The 15,936-nt window shown below is 47.3% G+C and carries 19 protein-coding genes; 8 read left to right on the top strand and 11 right to left on the bottom strand.

Annotation, left to right across the window (positions count from 1 at the left end; genetic code table 11):
- Window positions 1–18 precede the first annotated feature (18 nt).
- Complete coding sequence (locus tag BUB18_RS25220) at window positions 19–1,317, top strand: alpha-L-fucosidase (RefSeq protein WP_073086452.1); 1,299 nt, start codon at window positions 19–21, stop codon at window positions 1,315–1,317.
- Window positions 1,314–1,718 (top strand): L-rhamnose mutarotase, encoded by a 405-nt coding sequence (locus BUB18_RS25215; RefSeq protein ID WP_083550751.1) that lies wholly within the window; start codon window positions 1,314–1,316, stop codon window positions 1,716–1,718. The genes BUB18_RS25220 and BUB18_RS25215 overlap by 4 nt, the downstream gene beginning before the upstream one ends.
- Here the strand turns inward: BUB18_RS25215 and BUB18_RS25210 are convergent.
- A complete protein-coding gene (locus BUB18_RS25210) occupies window positions 1,715–2,062 on the bottom strand; it encodes a PKD domain-containing protein (RefSeq protein WP_073086450.1) in 348 nt (115 codons plus the stop codon). The genes BUB18_RS25215 and BUB18_RS25210 overlap by 4 nt on opposite strands.
- A gap of 160 nt (window positions 2,063–2,222) precedes the next feature.
- Between BUB18_RS25210 and BUB18_RS25205 the strand changes: the two genes are divergently transcribed.
- The gene (locus tag BUB18_RS25205; RefSeq protein WP_073086448.1) at window positions 2,223–3,236 is read left to right on the top strand and encodes a hypothetical protein; all 1,014 of its coding nucleotides are present in this window, start codon (window positions 2,223–2,225) and stop codon (window positions 3,234–3,236) included.
- A gap of 40 nt (window positions 3,237–3,276) precedes the next feature.
- Here BUB18_RS25205 and BUB18_RS25200 read toward each other — a convergent pair whose 3' ends face one another.
- Complete coding sequence (locus tag BUB18_RS25200) at window positions 3,277–4,020, bottom strand: SDR family oxidoreductase (RefSeq protein WP_073086445.1); 744 nt, start codon at window positions 4,018–4,020, stop codon at window positions 3,277–3,279.
- An 85-nt stretch (window positions 4,021–4,105) separates the two neighbouring features.
- Here BUB18_RS25200 and BUB18_RS25195 point away from each other — a divergent pair, with 85 nt between their 5' ends.
- Entirely contained in the window at window positions 4,106–4,441 is a 336-nt protein-coding gene (locus BUB18_RS25195; protein ID WP_073086443.1) for a winged helix-turn-helix transcriptional regulator, read from the top strand.
- 61 nt (window positions 4,442–4,502) lie between these two features.
- Here the strand turns inward: BUB18_RS25195 and BUB18_RS25190 are convergent, their stop codons facing one another.
- The 4 genes from BUB18_RS25190 to BUB18_RS25175 all read right to left on the bottom strand — a co-directional run bounded on the left by BUB18_RS25190 (window position 4,503) and on the right by BUB18_RS25175 (window position 7,314).
- Complete coding sequence (locus BUB18_RS25190) at window positions 4,503–4,727, bottom strand: helix-turn-helix domain-containing protein (protein WP_073086441.1); 225 nt, start codon at window positions 4,725–4,727, stop codon at window positions 4,503–4,505.
- Between the two features lie 3 nt (window positions 4,728–4,730).
- Window positions 4,731–5,273, bottom strand: coding sequence for a DUF2975 domain-containing protein (locus BUB18_RS25185; protein WP_073086439.1), 543 nt, complete (start codon window positions 5,271–5,273; stop codon window positions 4,731–4,733).
- A 96-nt stretch (window positions 5,274–5,369) separates the two neighbouring features.
- Window positions 5,370–6,605: an MFS transporter gene (locus tag BUB18_RS25180; RefSeq protein WP_073086436.1), complete on the bottom strand. Its 1,236-nt coding sequence runs from the start codon at window positions 6,603–6,605 to the stop codon at window positions 5,370–5,372.
- A gap of 19 nt (window positions 6,606–6,624) precedes the next feature.
- Window positions 6,625–7,314 (bottom strand): DUF2461 domain-containing protein, encoded by a 690-nt coding sequence (locus BUB18_RS25175; protein ID WP_073086434.1) that lies wholly within the window; start codon window positions 7,312–7,314, stop codon window positions 6,625–6,627.
- Between the two features lie 259 nt (window positions 7,315–7,573).
- Here BUB18_RS25175 and BUB18_RS25170 point away from each other — a divergent pair, with 259 nt between their 5' ends.
- From BUB18_RS25170 to BUB18_RS25160, 3 genes are all read left to right on the top strand, one after another.
- Window positions 7,574–8,431: a helix-turn-helix domain-containing protein gene (locus BUB18_RS25170; protein WP_083550748.1), complete on the top strand. Its 858-nt coding sequence runs from the start codon at window positions 7,574–7,576 to the stop codon at window positions 8,429–8,431.
- Window positions 8,432–8,522: 91 nt separating this feature from the next.
- A complete protein-coding gene (locus BUB18_RS25165; protein WP_073086432.1) occupies window positions 8,523–9,065 on the top strand; it encodes a YbhB/YbcL family Raf kinase inhibitor-like protein in 543 nt (180 codons plus the stop codon).
- A 149-nt stretch (window positions 9,066–9,214) separates the two neighbouring features.
- Window positions 9,215–9,724 carry a hypothetical protein gene (locus BUB18_RS25160; protein ID WP_143160096.1) on the top strand — a complete coding sequence of 170 codons (510 nt, stop codon included), beginning with the start codon at window positions 9,215–9,217 and terminating at the stop codon, window positions 9,722–9,724.
- Window positions 9,725–9,763: 39 nt separating this feature from the next.
- On the opposite strand, the gene BUB18_RS25155 is transcribed toward BUB18_RS25160, so the two are convergent.
- The 5 genes from BUB18_RS25155 to BUB18_RS25135 form a co-directional block, all read right to left on the bottom strand.
- The gene (locus BUB18_RS25155; RefSeq protein WP_245805734.1) at window positions 9,764–10,483 is read right to left on the bottom strand and encodes a 3-keto-disaccharide hydrolase; all 720 of its coding nucleotides are present in this window, start codon (window positions 10,481–10,483) and stop codon (window positions 9,764–9,766) included.
- Window positions 10,484–10,514: 31 nt separating this feature from the next.
- Window positions 10,515–11,264 (bottom strand): DeoR/GlpR family DNA-binding transcription regulator, encoded by a 750-nt coding sequence (locus tag BUB18_RS25150; protein WP_073086428.1) that lies wholly within the window; start codon window positions 11,262–11,264, stop codon window positions 10,515–10,517.
- A 113-nt stretch (window positions 11,265–11,377) separates the two neighbouring features.
- Entirely contained in the window at window positions 11,378–12,250 is an 873-nt protein-coding gene (locus BUB18_RS25145) for a sugar phosphate isomerase/epimerase family protein (RefSeq protein WP_073086426.1), read from the bottom strand.
- Between the two features lie 155 nt (window positions 12,251–12,405).
- Window positions 12,406–13,590 (bottom strand): MFS transporter, encoded by a 1,185-nt coding sequence (locus BUB18_RS25140; RefSeq protein ID WP_073086522.1) that lies wholly within the window; start codon window positions 13,588–13,590, stop codon window positions 12,406–12,408.
- Between the two features lie 191 nt (window positions 13,591–13,781).
- On the bottom strand, window positions 13,782–14,765 hold the full coding sequence (locus BUB18_RS25135; protein WP_073086424.1) for an aldo/keto reductase: 984 nt from the start codon (window positions 14,763–14,765) through the stop codon (window positions 13,782–13,784).
- A 250-nt stretch (window positions 14,766–15,015) separates the two neighbouring features.
- Here BUB18_RS25135 and BUB18_RS25130 point away from each other — a divergent pair, with 250 nt between their 5' ends.
- Entirely contained in the window at window positions 15,016–15,909 is an 894-nt protein-coding gene (locus tag BUB18_RS25130; RefSeq protein ID WP_073086422.1) for a helix-turn-helix domain-containing protein, read from the top strand.
- The last annotated feature ends 27 nt before the right edge of the window (window positions 15,910–15,936 follow it).

Here is a 15,936-nt window from a genome sequence, read left to right as displayed (position 1 = left end):
TTATTAATCTCACGTACAATGAAGAAAATTAAATTTATAGGGGTGCTTTTCCTGTTAGCCATCACTAACGTGTATGCGCAAACGAAGGATATGGCACTGAAAAATTTCATGGGCGACCGATTCGGCATGTTCATCCATTGGGGACCTGTTTCCCTGAGAGGTACTGAAATTGGATGGAGTCGCGACAGGGAAGTATCCAAAGAGGATTATGATAATTTGTATAAAGAATTTAATCCGGTGTTGTTTAATGCGGACGAGTGGGTAAAAGCTGCCAGGGATGCCGGCATGAAATACCTGACCATCACTGCCCGCCACCATGACGGGTTTTGTTTGTGGCCTTCAAAATTCACTACCTATAGCATTGCAAATACACCGTATAAAAAAGATATTGTAGGGGCGTTGCAAAAGGCCTGTAAAAAGCAGGGAATCAAATTCTGCATTTACTATTCTGTGCTGGACTGGCATCATCCGGATTACCCCATCCATTCGGCGCACAATAACACGATAGATCCGAAGTCGGATATGCAACGATATCTCACCTATATGAAAAATCAGCTGAAAGAGCTGATCACCAATTATGATCCTTATATGCTCTGGTTTGATGGTCAGTGGGAAAGTCCATGGACCGACGAAATGGGTAAAGAGCTCTATGCCTATTTGCATCAGCTGAAACCGGACATTATCACCAACAACCGCCTGGGTAAAGAATTTGCCGCCACGAAAAACAAGGCTATTGACGCAGATAAGATGGTAGGTGATTACGACACACCCGAGCAGGTGGTAGGACGCCTGAATATGACCACACCCTGGGAAAGCTGCTTCACCCTTTGTAAACAATGGGCCTGGAAACCGAATGATAAGATGCAGTCGCTGGAACAGTGTCTGTCCATCCTTAGCCGCACTGCCGGTGGCAATGGTAACCTGTTGCTTAACGTAGGTCCTATGCCGGACGGCAGAATCGAATCCCGCCAGGTGAAGCGTTTACAGGAGATAGGTGATTGGCTGAAAGTAAATGGGAAAGCGGTATATAACACACTGGGAGGGCCTTACGAACCTACCCCTGCCTATGCCACTACCAGGAAAGGCAATAGCATCTACCTACATGTTTTAAAAACGGATACAGCACAACTGACATTAAAAAGTATACCTGATGTGAAGATTGTTAGTGCCCGACTACTGAATGGGAATGCGGTAACTATAACAGAGCAGGATCAGCAGTTTACGGTGCAGTTGCCGGCGAACAAAAGAGGACAGCTGGAATACATCATTGAGCTGGAAACCACTGCCAATACAGAAAAACTACCCGTCATAAAATGAAAATACGCTTCTATGCGCAGCTTTGCTGCCTGCTGATATTAGCAGCCTGCAGTTCCAAAACAGGTACCCGCTATGGCATGATTACCGGCCTGAAACCGGAGAAAGTAGCCTACTACAAAAAACTGCATGCAGCGGTGTGGCCGGCCGTATCTGAAAAAATCAGGGAATGCCACATCACCAATTATTCGATTTACTTCAAGGAGATCGACGGTAAGCCGTATTTATTCAGCTACTGGGAATATACCGGCAGTGATTACGCAGCTGACATGGCTGCAATGGCCGCAGATACTGCCACACAGCGATGGTGGAAGGAAACGGCGCCCTTACAGGCACCATTACCCGATGCTGCGGCCAAAGGGGAAACCTGGGAGCAAATGGAAGAGATCTATCATCAGCGTTAGAAAATCGTAACACGCTTTGCCGGAGTAATGGCACAAATTACCCCGGTACTGTTTTGCAGCGTAAGTGTTGCTTTAACAATATAGACGCCCGGCTGCGCGTAGGTATGCGAGCCCGTAAGCACCGACAGGCTTTCGGTTTTACCATCTCCATAATCAAAAGTAATGGAGGTAATACTGATGTCACCGGTGTAACTGATGGTGTAGTCCACTTTACGGGAATTGGCCGGATCAGTGACGTAGTCAAATTTCACCGCATTGGATTCGCCGGGGCAATCTACATCCTGGCGCTCTGATTTTCCGCAGGCGGAAAGGAGGAGGAATAATAACAATGATACTTGTTTCATGACGGGGTAATCTGGAGGTTGAAAATTGGATTGGGGGTATCTAGATAACAAGGCTGCAGGATTTATGTTCATCTACGGCAGGCAGTTGACCATTTTGAGAAAAATCATTTCCAGCTTATCTGTTATGGTGTATTTTCGCAACTGATCTAAAGCAATCCCTATGTCGGTTAAATTGAAATGTTTTGTTTTCCTGTTGCTATGCCTGGCAACATTAAAAGCAGGCGCGCAGGCACATATTTATCGGGCCCCGGTGCAGATTTATGGCCACGAAGAAGGAGCAGTAGTCTTACACCCGGATGATCCGTGGAGAGTGGTTACCAAAACCATGTATACCCCTATTGAAAGCATGTTTGGAGATCCTGTTCCGGCTGGCTATAGCCGTGAGTACTACCTGTTAATCAAAAGTGCGGATAACTATCCCGGATGCGGTAATGTGCATTTTCGGTTCTGGTATGAATGGCAACCCTCAAGACCAGGAGCAGAAGTTGTGTGTGGTAACGACTGGGGGCAGGTATTTGAAGGTTCCATGAAATGGGTACAGATTCCTAACACTACAGAACAATGGAATATCCAGAATCGCCCCCCAGGATCGGGCGGAAACCATTATTGGCGGCTGGAGGCTAAAACAATAGGCTGTACGGGCGCCTACAATTTAGCAACCCGTATCAGTGCGATTTTTATTACTGCCATTGATAAACCTATTGCAGATGCCCATCCACCGCAAATGACGCTGAATACGGATGAGCGGGCCCGACCTGGTGTTTATGGCTTTGGCGGGACGCAAAATCCCGTGGTTGTTGATGACAGCAGTGGTTTTGTAGGTATCTGGACGGAAAGACCCAGAAGTCAGCTGGCTGTGAAAGGAACGATTACGGCACAAAAGGTTAAAGTAACGCAGAACGCTGCAGAATGGCCGGATTACGTATTTCATTCCGACTACAGACTGCCTGATCTTGATTCTGCCATCGCTTATGCTAAAACACATAAACACTTGCAGGATGTACCCTCCGCAGAAACCATTGAGAAGGAAGGGCATGATCTGGGCAACATCAATATGCTTTTATTGCGTAAAATTGAAGAGCTCACACTTTACCTGGGTGAACAAAAAAGCGTGAATAATCTGCTAATGAAGCGCGTAGAGGAGCTGGAGAAAAAAGTAACATCATCTAAATAAAATAAAGCGGTTGTATCAGTTTAGATACCACCGCTTTTTACTATATCGTTAACCCGCCATCAATCACAAATTCGGCCCCGGTAATAAATCCGGCGGCATCATCACAGAGGTAGGCCACCATTTTAGCCACATCGCCGGCAGTGCCGATCTGACGCAGTGGAATAATACTCTCCAGATGTTCGTAGATGGCTTCTACCGCCTGCTGGTCTGCTCCGGTTTTGGTGAGTACTTCTGTTCTGGTAGGGCCAGGACTCACAATGTTTACCCGAATTTTTCTTGCCGCCAGTTCAGCAGCTGCTGTTTTCGCTATAGAGTTCAAGGCTGCCTTGCTGGCCTGGTACATAGAGCTCATGGGCTTGTACATATTGGCTACTATAGAAGATAACATCACCACAGATGCCCCATCTGCCAGTACCGGTACAAATTTGCTCAGGGTGAAGTAGGCACCTTTGAAGTTGATGTTCATCACCTGGTCAAAATTTTCTTCCGTGGCATCCGCTATCAGCATTTGGTTGCCGGTGATGCCAGCGTTAACGAAGAGAATATCGAGCTGGCCATATTGCTTTTTTACTGCTGCTACCAGGGTGTTGATATCATCCATGCTGGACTGATCAGCTACGAAGTAGGCGGCGCCTATTTCGGCGGCTGCCTTTGACAAGGCCGCTACTCTCCTGCCGGTGATAATTACTGTTGCTCCCTGTGCCACCAATTCCTGTGCTGCTGCATATCCTATTCCGCTGTTTCCGCCGGTGACTAACGCCGTTTTTCCTGTTAACTTTTTCATGCTTTTAAATTTTCCTCAAAATTATAGGCAAAATGGTATACTTTTGTAACCAGTATCACTGAGTATACCAGTAAAATTTTCTGTTATGGAGAGAAATCAGACCGAAGAATTGATGGCATTACAAGACACGCTTTACTTCATCGGGGGCAAATGGCGGGTACCAATCATCAACTCCCTTTGTAATGGCAACAGGCGTTTCCGTGAGATTGAGCGCAGCATTCCGGGCATCACCACCCGTATGCTTTCGAAAGAACTCAAAGAGATGGAAATGAACAAGCTGCTGGTAAGAACCGTGTACGACGAAACGCCGGTACTCGTTACATACGAGCCCACACCCTATTGCCGCACCTTTGGGAACATTATCCAGGAGATGATTAACTGGGGCAGGGCGCATCGGAAAGTGGTGCTCAGGCATGCATAAAAAAAGTCCCGCATTATTCTGCGGGACTTTACTGAATCTGAATCTATGCTGCTAAATGAGTTTATTCCTCTTCTTCCATCGGATCGCTTGTAAACTCAAGCAGATCACCCGGCTGACAGTCAAGTGCCCTGCAAATGGCGTCCAGCGTGGAGAAGCGAATAGCTTTTGCCTTTCCGGTTTTGAGTACGGAGAGGTTCGCCAGGGTTAATCCTACTTTTTCCGACAGCTCGCTCAAAGAAATTTTTCGCTTGGCCATCATCACATCCAGGTTTACTATTATGGCCATATACTATACTGTTAAATCGTTTTCCGTCTGGATTTCTACACCCCTTTTGAAAATCTGTGATAAAATAAATACCAGTCCACCCAGTATTAAAAATTGTTCAATGGATATATTATTCAGGGAGGTGTTCATGTCCTTTCTGATATATCCTAACTGTGTATTGTAAAGGTACGCGATGGCAGCCGCGCTAAGGAAAAAGTAACTCATCTTTTCCAGCAGCTTCACCGTTTTTCCGGTAAACGGACTTTGCATATTTACACCTGATAAAATCTGTATCATTATTTGCGACAGAAATACCTTTACGAAATTAAAAACGATCAGCAGCGAGCCTACACTATAATATTGCAGGGTATCCTGCTGTTGCAACGCTGCCATCGCCGTCCAGTCCATCAGCTTAGGCGCAATGGCAGGATTGATCAGGCTCACAATAAAGCAAACCAGCACCGCACCCAGGTTGATGGACAAGCCAATGAAAACAACCCAGGCAAATACGTACATCACTTTTAATAACTGTTGTGTTTTAGTATAGGAAGAAGTAAGCGCGTTCATGGTAAATAATTTTTCTCATCCAAATATACGATAAAAATTTATCGAATATCGATAAATAATAAATATTTTTCGATAAATATTGAAAGAGATTGATTGTCAGCTTTTCCGCGTTTCTTTCATCTTTAACCATACAATAATGCCGGACAGTAATGTCAGTAATCCGGCGATATGAACGGCCCATAGGAGGCCGAGTGCACTTGCCACTACTCCTGCCATCAAGGCGCCGGCCGCATAACCCATATCCCGCCAGAAACGGTAAACGCCCAGTGAAGAAGCGCGCCATGAGGGATGCGCCGCATCGCTCACCGCCGCCAGCAAAGCCGGGTACACCATCGCCGTACCAGCTCCCAATAATACGGAACCCACCATCCCTGAAATAAACGGCGAGAACCATTCAAAGCCAATCACCACATGCCCCAGTACCTGCACAAACATACCCCATACGATCAGTGGCTTGCGACCGAATCGATCTGCCAGCGGGCCGGTAATTATCTGCCCTGCACCCCATACCACCGGGTAAATAGCTTTGATCCATCCGACTCCTTCCAGACCCACGCCCATGGAAATAAAAAGCAATGGAAACACGCCCCACGACATCCCATCATTTAGATTATTGATCAGCCCCGCCTGCGAAACCGCAAAGAGGTTGCGGTTTTTCAGCGATGTTTCCTTAAATACCCATAGCAAATCCGGCCGGTGCTGCTGCTCTCCGGGGGTCACCACCGAAGCCGATTCCAGCGCCGCATACGCCCTCGTGTCCCTGATTACAAATATGGAAAGTAGCAAACCGATGATCGTATAGGCGATACCGATATAGAAAGGTTGGGGCCGGAGGCCATACGCAGCAGCCAGATAACCGGTAAGCAGAGCAGTGAGCCCTACTGCGCCGTAGCCCGCAGCCTCATTGAGTCCCATCGCCAGGCCGCGTTTCTTCGGCCCTACCAGGTCAATTTTCATGTTCACCGTCATGGACCATGCCAGCCCCTGACTAATTCCCAGCAATACATTGGCGCCTATAATCCACGCCCAGGAAGGGCCCCAGGCCAGCATGAACGGAACCGGCAGTCCAAACAACCAGCCCATCACCAACACCCGCTTACGGGTATACTTATCCGCCAGTACCCCGGAAATAAGATTGGTAAAGGCTTTCACCACCCCAAATGCAATGATGAATGAAAACACCAGCATGTCGGCACCTATACGAAACTCCTCCGTACCCACCAACGGTACCACCGTTCGCTCCAGGCCTACCATCCCACCCACCATCATGTTTACCAACACGAGAAGGGTAAATTGCTGCCAGTTTTCTTTTAATCCAAGCTGTATCTGCACGTGATATTATTTGTATACTTTACGCCCCATTTCCATCACTGCTCAGCACCTCACTCATATAATCAAAAAAGGGACGCATAGCCTTAAACGTTTTATTCGCTTCTTCCAAAAAACCGGGACGCAGCACCTCCTCATCCGTAAACCGGCGACGCAGCAAAAACTGCTTATAGCGTAACAGGTCAATTGCGGGATGATCGTTAGGAAAGCCTTTGGGAGCAGTCTTCAGCTGTTCACCTTCCAGTTCTCCAAACATGCTCACAAATGATTTACTGCTGATAATTTTCCGAAGCGGCGCGTCATCAAAAGCAATATCATCGCGGATCAGTTTCAGGTCGTCCGGTACTGGCCCCCAGAAACCACCCCCCAAAAAACTGTTTCCTTTTTCGATCTGAAAGTAATAACCGCCGCGGCGCGCCCTGGTAGCGCGTTTGAAGCTACCGCTAAAATGCGTTTTATAAGGAGTTTTATCGTTGGAGAAACGGGTATCCCGGTAAATACGATACAGGCTCTGCTTACCGGAAGGCGTTTCAATCACATCATGCTCATTCATTTTCTGCAACAGCGCCTCCGCGAAATTTTCCACGTGCATGAGTTCCTGCTGGTACCTGGCTTTATGTGCATGGAACCATTCCCGGTTATTGTTAATACGCACGTCTTCCAGGAAATCTATTACCGAGCGTTCAATCTTAGGTTGTTCTTTTTTAGCCATAGTGCGGATTTTGATAAAATGAAATTACAGCAAAATTATGGATTCGCGTTTTCAGCCATATTACGAAGGATTTTAAATTGCTTTAACTCATTATTTGCGGGCCGCAGGCCCGCAAATAATGTGAACCGGTCGTGGACCTTCGGTCCACGACCGGTTCACAAAACTCATGCTATTCACATTACCCCCACCTGAACTTTTACCCACAGTTTTTGACCCTCTCCCTCTTAAATAAACCATTCCTTTTTACTACTTTTAGGCCATGGGACAGGCAAATAATACGATCCAGGAAATGTATCTCCCGCATGGACTCATCGACCATATCCCCGGCGAGGTATTCGCACTCCCCTATCGTACCGGTAATGTGAATCAGAAAGCACGTATCGTGCTGGAATGGCATCTCTTTAACTTTTTAATGGAAGGGGAAAAATCAGTCAGCTATGCCACCGGCACGCAACGCCTCGGTGCAGAAGGCTTCTTCTTCCTGCCTGCCGGCAACTGCCTCATGAGCGAAAAGGTAGCTGACAACGGCAAATACAGCTGCATGCTGTTATTTGTAAGCCAACAGTCGCTTATCAGGTTTTTCCAGGCCCACTCCTTTGATGATGCGCATTCCACCACCACCGATCCATCACCAGTGGCATTCCGGAAAGATGCCTACATCACTAATTTTATTACCAGTCTGCAACTCATGCAGTCATCCGCCAACCCTGCGCTGTATGAACTCAAACTGCATGAATTACTCCTTTACCTGATCAGTAAAGACAAACAACTGATCTCCTACTTCAAAGGACTGTGCAACGAATATGATGAAGAAACACAACTTCGCAAAATCGTAAACACCCACCTGGAAACCGCCATCACCGTGGAAGAACTGGCATTCCTCTGCAATATGAGCATCTCTACCTTCAAACGTAAGTTCGCCCGCACCTTCGGCGACTCACCCAAGCAGTGGTTCCTGAAAATGCGCATGCAGAAAGCCGCCGCCATGCTGAAAAACCAGGGCCTCAAAGCCAGCGAGGTATATTACGATCTCGGCTACGAAAACCTCTCCAGCTTCGTGCAGTCGTTCAAGCAGGTCCATGGCATCACCCCTAAACAATACCAGCTCACCCACTGACATTGAGCCTTTAGCTATATTTTTTGAACCACCGGCTGACATCCACACCGCAATAGTGCCAGTAATTTTGTGACAGATAAAAGCAAATATTATGAAGCACTTAATCGCAACCGTATTGCTGGTGGCCATGGCCGGCCTTAGCGCCTATGCCCAGAACTTTACCCTGAAAAGCAATGAACTGGGTGGCCAGTTAACCAACAAACAATATTTTAACGGCTTCGGCTACAACGGTGAAAATCAGTCGCCGCAGCTCTCCTGGACAGACGCTCCCGCCGGCACCCAGAGCTTTGCCGTAACCATGTACGACCTCGACGCACCCACAGGCAGTGGCTTCTGGCATTGGGTTGTATTCAATATCCCTGCAGATGTACACGAAATTAAATCCGGCGCCGGCGATGTGAAGAAAAATTTAATGCCCGCCGGCGTTATCCAGAGTAAAACAGACTTCGGCGTACCTGGCTATGGTGGCGCCGCACCGCCTGCCGGCCCCGTGCACCGCTACCTGATTACTGTATATGCGTTGAGCAAAAAGCTGGAACTTAATGCAGACGTATCTCCTGCACTGGTCGGATTCAATATTCACTTTGCCACCCTTGCGCAGGCTTCTATCGTTGTGTGCGCACAACACAAATAGTTTTTAATGCCACGGGAATATATCCCTTCCCGTGGCTCACTATCTCCCTTTATCACCTCCTGCAACAATTCCCTGCCCTATTACACGGAAAATGCTAACTTGTAAACTAAATTTTACAGGTACCCACACCTACGTATAAACGAAATGCTATGAGAAAACTACCCCTATTCATGTTGCTGTTTGCAGGACTTTGTACAACCGCCCATGCTCAACAGCCGGTAAAAAAACTCCCTGCCGATTTCATCCATTACTTTGCCGGTTATTACAATGGAACGGGAACGTTTGCCAGTGGCAAACCCATAACGGCTACTGCTGAATTTCATATAGCCATGGACAGTTGCTGGCTAACCTATGATCATTACGACCAGCCACCCAATCAATACAAAGCGCACTCCCTGTGGGGCGTGGAAGCCAATGGCGACATCATCGCCCTCGTATTTGATAATTTTGGTGGTCACCGGCAGTTTAAAGGGAAATTTTCCGCAGAAGGACTGGTGCTGAATAATGCCTTCCCGGATAAAAACGGGAACAAACGTTACGAACATTTCATTTACCGGCAGCTCCCCGAAGGGCCGCTAAAGATGAGCTATGAAGTAAGTCAGGATAGTATCCATTGGAGAATGGTGGACACATTACATCTGACCAGAAATAAAAAATAAAACAGGGTGTATCAAATCGAACTGATACACCCTTCGAGCTTATAACTGCTTAATCTTAATATTCTTAAAGGAAACGCCTTTGTTCCAGTCCTGCAGGGCAATGTGGCCTGCGGTATACTTCCCGAAATCGGCGTAGTTCTTAAAATGTGTAGCCGCCACCGTATCCTTCCATTGTTGGGAGTTAAGGTCCTGCTGTGCCGTTAATTGCCCATTCAGGTAAAACTCAAACTTACCATCCACCTGCCTGATTTTCGCCTGGTTCCATTCTTCCTGTGCCTTTAAAGGGGCAGCATTTACCGGTGCGAACAGTGCAAACAAACCACCGGAACGTTTCTTAGGATTTTCATTGTCGTGGTGACTGGCTTCCAGTATTTGGTACTCCGGCCCCGTGGCCCATGCTGCCGGCAGATCCGGGCGTTCCACCACATTGATGAATACACCGCTGTTGCCTTCCTTGCTGATTTTCCAGTCAAACAGTAGTTCGTAATTTTTATACTCCTTATCCGTTACCAGGTCGCCCACATCCTTGGCGGCGCCTTGTGTACATACCAGCGCACCATCTTTCACGCTCCAGGCAGACGGTACATTGCCCATGTTATACACATGCCAGCCATGCATGGTTTTGCCATCAAACAGCAATTCCCATCCTTCCTGCTTTTCTGTGGAAGTCAATTCATTATCGGCTGTACCCTGACTACCACAGGATACAGTAAAAACGGCAAGGGCGGCTAATACAATAGCGCTTTGTTTCATTTTCATATTGATGGAATTTTAAAATATCGTTGTTGGCCTACACCAGCTGCACACCCTGGTTACGAAAGGCATCCAGGTCCGCATGATCACTTTCCAGGTCAGTAATTAACACATCGATTTCATCAAAAGCACATACCCGGAAATTTTTATTCCGGTGTAAAATATTATGATTAGAGAGAGACATGGTTTGTCGTGCATGACGCATCATCGTCCTCTTCACGTGTGATTCGGGCTCAATAGTACAGGTAATCCCAAATTGATCATCAATGCCACAGGTACCCATGAGGTACAGGTCTGCCATGTAGTGCTCTGCTTCTCTACAGGTGATGGTACCGGTGTTGGTGGCGGTACCACGGTCGTACACGCCGCCCAGTACAATTATTTCAATATGCCTGTAGGCATCCAGGATAGGCACCAGCGGCTGGTTATTGGTAATCACCCGAATGGACAAATCCGCCGGCAGTACTTTGGCTAAAGTGCATATGGTAGTACCACCGTCCATAAACACCGTCATACCGGATTTAAGAAAGGGAATCGCTTTCAGCGCGATAATATTTTTTTGTTCACAGAGAAAACCACTGCGGTCGCGGAAGGTAAGCGGGTTTTTAGAAGGCAGCATCGCACCGCCGCGGATTTTAGACAACAGGCCATTGCGGTACAACTGATCAATGTCGCGGCGGATGGTATCTTCCGATACCAGCAGCGAGGCAGCCAGCATTTCATAGGTTACCTGCTCATGCTCCCTCAATTCATTCAGAATAAAATCAAATCGCTGTTCCTTAATCATAACGGGTGTACAGTTTAACGAATAGGTTAGAATAGGAAAATGCTACAAAGGGGAATGACAGCGTACTACCGGGAGGCTGTTACTCCCGGTAGTGAAGTGGCTTTATTAATTGCTTATTTGATATTTTTCCTGATATAGTTGAAGCTGGTGGCAATAGAGCCTAACTCATCGGGTTGATAGTTATTTTCATGCTCTACATAGAAATGCTTCAAACCTGCGGTGGATGCGTGGGTGAAGATCTCTTTAAAATCGATGCTGCCTTTTCCTACTTCGGTATTCTGACCAGGATTAGCCTTGTCCATATCCTTCACATGCCACATTGGGAATCTGCCCGGATGTTGTGCAAAGATGGTATCAGGTTGCTGGCCGGAATGCACTGCCCAGAAAATATCCAGTTCAAAACTTACCAGTTTAGGATCGGTTTCTTTGAGCAGGATGCTGTAGCCGGTTACACCGTTATGCTGCTTGAATTCAAAGTCATGGTTGTGGTAAGCGAAACGCAGGCCGGAGGCTTTACACAGCTCTGCTGCCTTATTCAGTTTCTCTGCAACTTTTTTATAATCATCGGCTGACTGGCGGAGGCTCTCGTCCAGGTAAGGCACGGTGAAGTAAGTGGCACCAATTGTTTTCAGCGCTTCGATATTCGCTTTCAGATCATCGGTATTGCCATCTCTGATGAAAGGATCAACGCCTACGTGGCCACTTGGTGCAACCAGTTTTGTTGATTTCAGCACCTGTGCCAGTTGTTTGGCTGGCATGCCCCAGAAGCCGGTCTTAGGATTATAGCCGTAAGTTTCTACTTCTTTATAGCCTATAGCCGCCACTTTGCGGATCACTCCTTCCGGATCTTTCGGAAGCAGGTCACGCAGGGTATATAACTGTAAGCCTACTGTTTTAACAGATTTAGCGCTGGCGATAGAAGGCAGCAATAATGCACCTGCAGAAACCAGGGCCGCCTGTTTGATAAAATCTCTCCTCGAATTCATAAAAACTGATTATTAACGTGAACGGAGGACAAAATATTCAAACATTTGCAAATTTGCAACCTTTTGCAAATTTTATACATTCCGGTAACTCCCACTCAACCTTCGGTTTGGGGAGTTACCGATGTTATCTTTGCCAAAGGCCAGGATTAACAACATCAATGTCCAAATACCTGCACTGGCTGCAGTGGCACAGGATTATTCCGCTGCCGCCTTACAATCATCATCGCAAACACCACACCACCAGTGGCCATAAACATGCCCACCAGAGAAGGGTAATTGTAGGTAAGTCCATAAGTAATCGGCAAACCACCGAGGAAAGCACCTAAAGAGTTACCGATATTAAATCCGGCCTGTGTAATGGAGGCACCCAGCATCTGCGCATCTTTGGCGCACTGCATCATCAGTACCTGTATGGGCGCTGCCAGTGAAATACTCAACGCACCAGCCACAAAGGTGAGCAACAGGGATATCACCCGGAATTGTGAAAACAGGAAGATGCCCAGCAAGGTAACCGTCATGGCGAAAAGCAGCCATGCGCAAGCTTTTCCGGCCGACATCCGATCCGCCAGCTTACCACCAAACCAGTTACCGATCACCATGCCGAAACCGGCAAGCACCATGATCCAGGGCACTGTAGAGGAAGCAAAACCGGAAATCTCCGTCATCAGCGGCGCAATGTAACTGATCCAGCAAAAAAGTCCGCCGGTACCAATAGCCGTAATCAGTATCACCAGCCATACATCTGCATTCTGAAATATTTTCAACTGCGTTTTCAACCCTTCACTGCGCTCAGCAGGAATAGCCGGCAGCCAGAATTTTATGGAAACAATAGTGATCAGTCCAATCACAGCCACCAACCCAAATGTATAACGCCACAGGAAATTATGGCCTATCCAGGTACCGATAGGCACCAGCGCCAGATTAGCAATGGTGAGGCCAGCAAACATGGTAGCTACCGCCTGCGCCTGTTTTCCCGGCTCAGCGAGGCGACTCGCCATAATAGCACCCACCCCAAAGAAGGCACCATGTGGCAGTCCTGCAAAAAAGCGTGCAATCAGCAACGTGTGTTCGTCCGGCGCAAAAGCAGACAGCCCATTAAACACCGTGAAAATGCCCATCAGCGCCATCAGTATCTTCTTGGGCGGATAGTTACCGCTGATCATCACCAGCAAAGGCGCACCAATCACCACACCCAGCGCATACGCTGAAATAAGGTGACCCGCTACCGGTATGCTGATTTTAAGATTTTTCGCAACATCCGGGAGTAATCCCATCATGACAAACTCGGTCATTCCAATACCGAGACCACCCAACAACAGGGGGAATAATTTTTTATTCATATACCTAAAAAAAAGATACAGGCCCGTAAAGACCTGTATCATAACCAATGAAATTTATAATTTAATTCTTTGAGATCGCCGGAAAGAACAAGGGCAACACGATTGCCCGTCTGACCACAAAGATATTTATAATTCCCAGGATTTGTTAGTCAGATGAATGATAGCAGCTATCAGCAAAATAATGACAGGTATTATTTACCCACGGCTTTCTGGAAAATTTCCGGATAGCGGGCGCCCTGTATGGCAATTTTAGCGGCCGCCGCTTCTATTGCTTCAAGGTCCGCACTGGTCAACGTGATATCCACCGCTCCAATGTTTTCCTGCAAACGATTCACTTTGGTAGTACCCGGGATAGGCACTATCCATGGGCGTTGTGCCAGCAGCCAGGCCAGTGCGATCTGTGCAGGTGTTGCGTTTTTATCGGCAGCAATGCCTTTCAGCAGCTCTACCAGCGCCAGGTTAGACTTGCGGTTTTCTTCCGCATAGCGTGGCAATCGGTTACGGAAATCGTTCGCATCAAATTTAGTATCCTCGTTGATGGCGCCGGTGAGGAAACCTCTTCCCAGCGGACTAAAAGGCACAAACCCGATACCCAGCTCTTCGAGCAGCGGCAGGATCTGTTGCTCCGGCTCCCGCCACCAGAGGGAGTATTCACTTTGTAAGGCTGCTACCGGCTGTATCGCATGCGCTTTACGAATCGATTCCACGCCTGCCTCAGACATACCCCAGTGACGCACTTTTCCGGCTTTAATCAGGTCCTGCACCGTGCCGGCCACCTCTTCTACAGGCACTGCCGGGTCCACCCGGTGCTGATAGTATAAATCGATATAGTCGGTCTTAAGGCGGCGTAAGGCAGCATCGGCCACGGCGATAATATTCTCCGGCCTGCTGTCTACTCCCAGGTCAGGTATACCATCTTTAAAACCAAATTTAGTGGCTATAATAACCTTATCACGATAAGGCGCAAGTGCTTCGCCCAGCAGTTCCTCATTTTGGTAGGGGCCATACGCTTCTGCGGTATCAAAAAAGTTTATGCCGGCGTCTACTGCCGCATGCAGCAGTTTGATGCTTTCACTTTTTTCAGGCGCTGTGCCGTAGGCAAAACTCAGTCCCATACAGCCTAATCCGAGTGCGGATACTTCCAGCCCACTGTTTCCTAATTTTCTTGTTTTCATAGACTTGCTGTTTTAATTTTTTTTGAAATATCGGGGAGATGTCAGTTACCCTGCCTCCCGGTGCCGGCGTAATTGACTGATGCAAATGTAGGAATGCCTGCACTACCGGATGGTATACCGATTACTGCAATGGCTACCAAAATTACTGATCGCTAAGGTAATGGCATACAGTACGGATTTTCCTACCAATATTACGGGTGTCTGGTATCTCGACCAGGAAATCAATAAATTTGTATAAAATCAGCAGCACATGGAAGAAATCGTTAAGCTGGAAAGTATTGATCAGTACAACAAGCTACGCGGCGTGGAAACATTACACCCACTGGTATCCGTGATTAATCTTTCACAGGCAAATTCGCTGCCTGTCCAAACTTTTAATTTCAACCTGTACTGTGTTTATCTCAAGGAGCTGAAATGCGGTGAACTGAAATATGGCCGCAGTCATTACGATTACCAGGAAGGCACGCTGATGTTCATTGCACCCGGGCAGGTAGTAGGTGTACAACCCAAAAACGGTGTGCAGGCACGTGGATGGTCGCTCGCTTTCCATCCCGACCTGATAAACGGCACCTCACTGGGTAAAAATATACATGAATATTCCTTCTTTTCTTATGATGTAAATGAGGCGCTGCATTTGTCCGAAAAAGAGCGGCAAATTGTGCTGGACTGCTTTGCAAAAATTCAATATGAATTAATGCACGCTATCGATCATCATAGTAAGAAACTGATTACTGCCAATATCGAATTATTCCTCCATTACTGTAACCGGTTTTATGACCGGCAATTTATCACGAGGGACCATGAAAATAAAGGCACCGTAGAAAAATTTGAGCGGGTGCTGCATGATTACTTCCTCTCCGATCAGCCGCAGCAGCAGGGCCTTCCAACAGTTGGTTACTGTGCGGACACTTTGCATTTATCCGCCAACTATTTTGGCGACCTGATCAAAAAGGAAACCGGTAAATCGGCCCAGGAATATATCCAGAATAAGGTGATTGAACTGGCAAAGGAAAGGGTGTTTGATTTTGAGAAAACAATCAGCCAGGTAGCGTATGAGTTAGGGTTTAAATATCCGCAGCATTTTACGCGGTTGTTTAAGCAGCGGGTGGGTATTACGCCAAATGAATATAGAGCTTTGAATTAGCCATCACCTTCGCCTTCGGCGAAGGCG

The organism is Chitinophaga jiangningensis, from assembly GCF_900142605.1.
Lineage (GTDB): Bacteria > Bacteroidota > Bacteroidia > Chitinophagales > Chitinophagaceae > Chitinophaga > Chitinophaga jiangningensis.
This window is presented reverse-complemented; position numbering and strand designations above follow the sequence as displayed.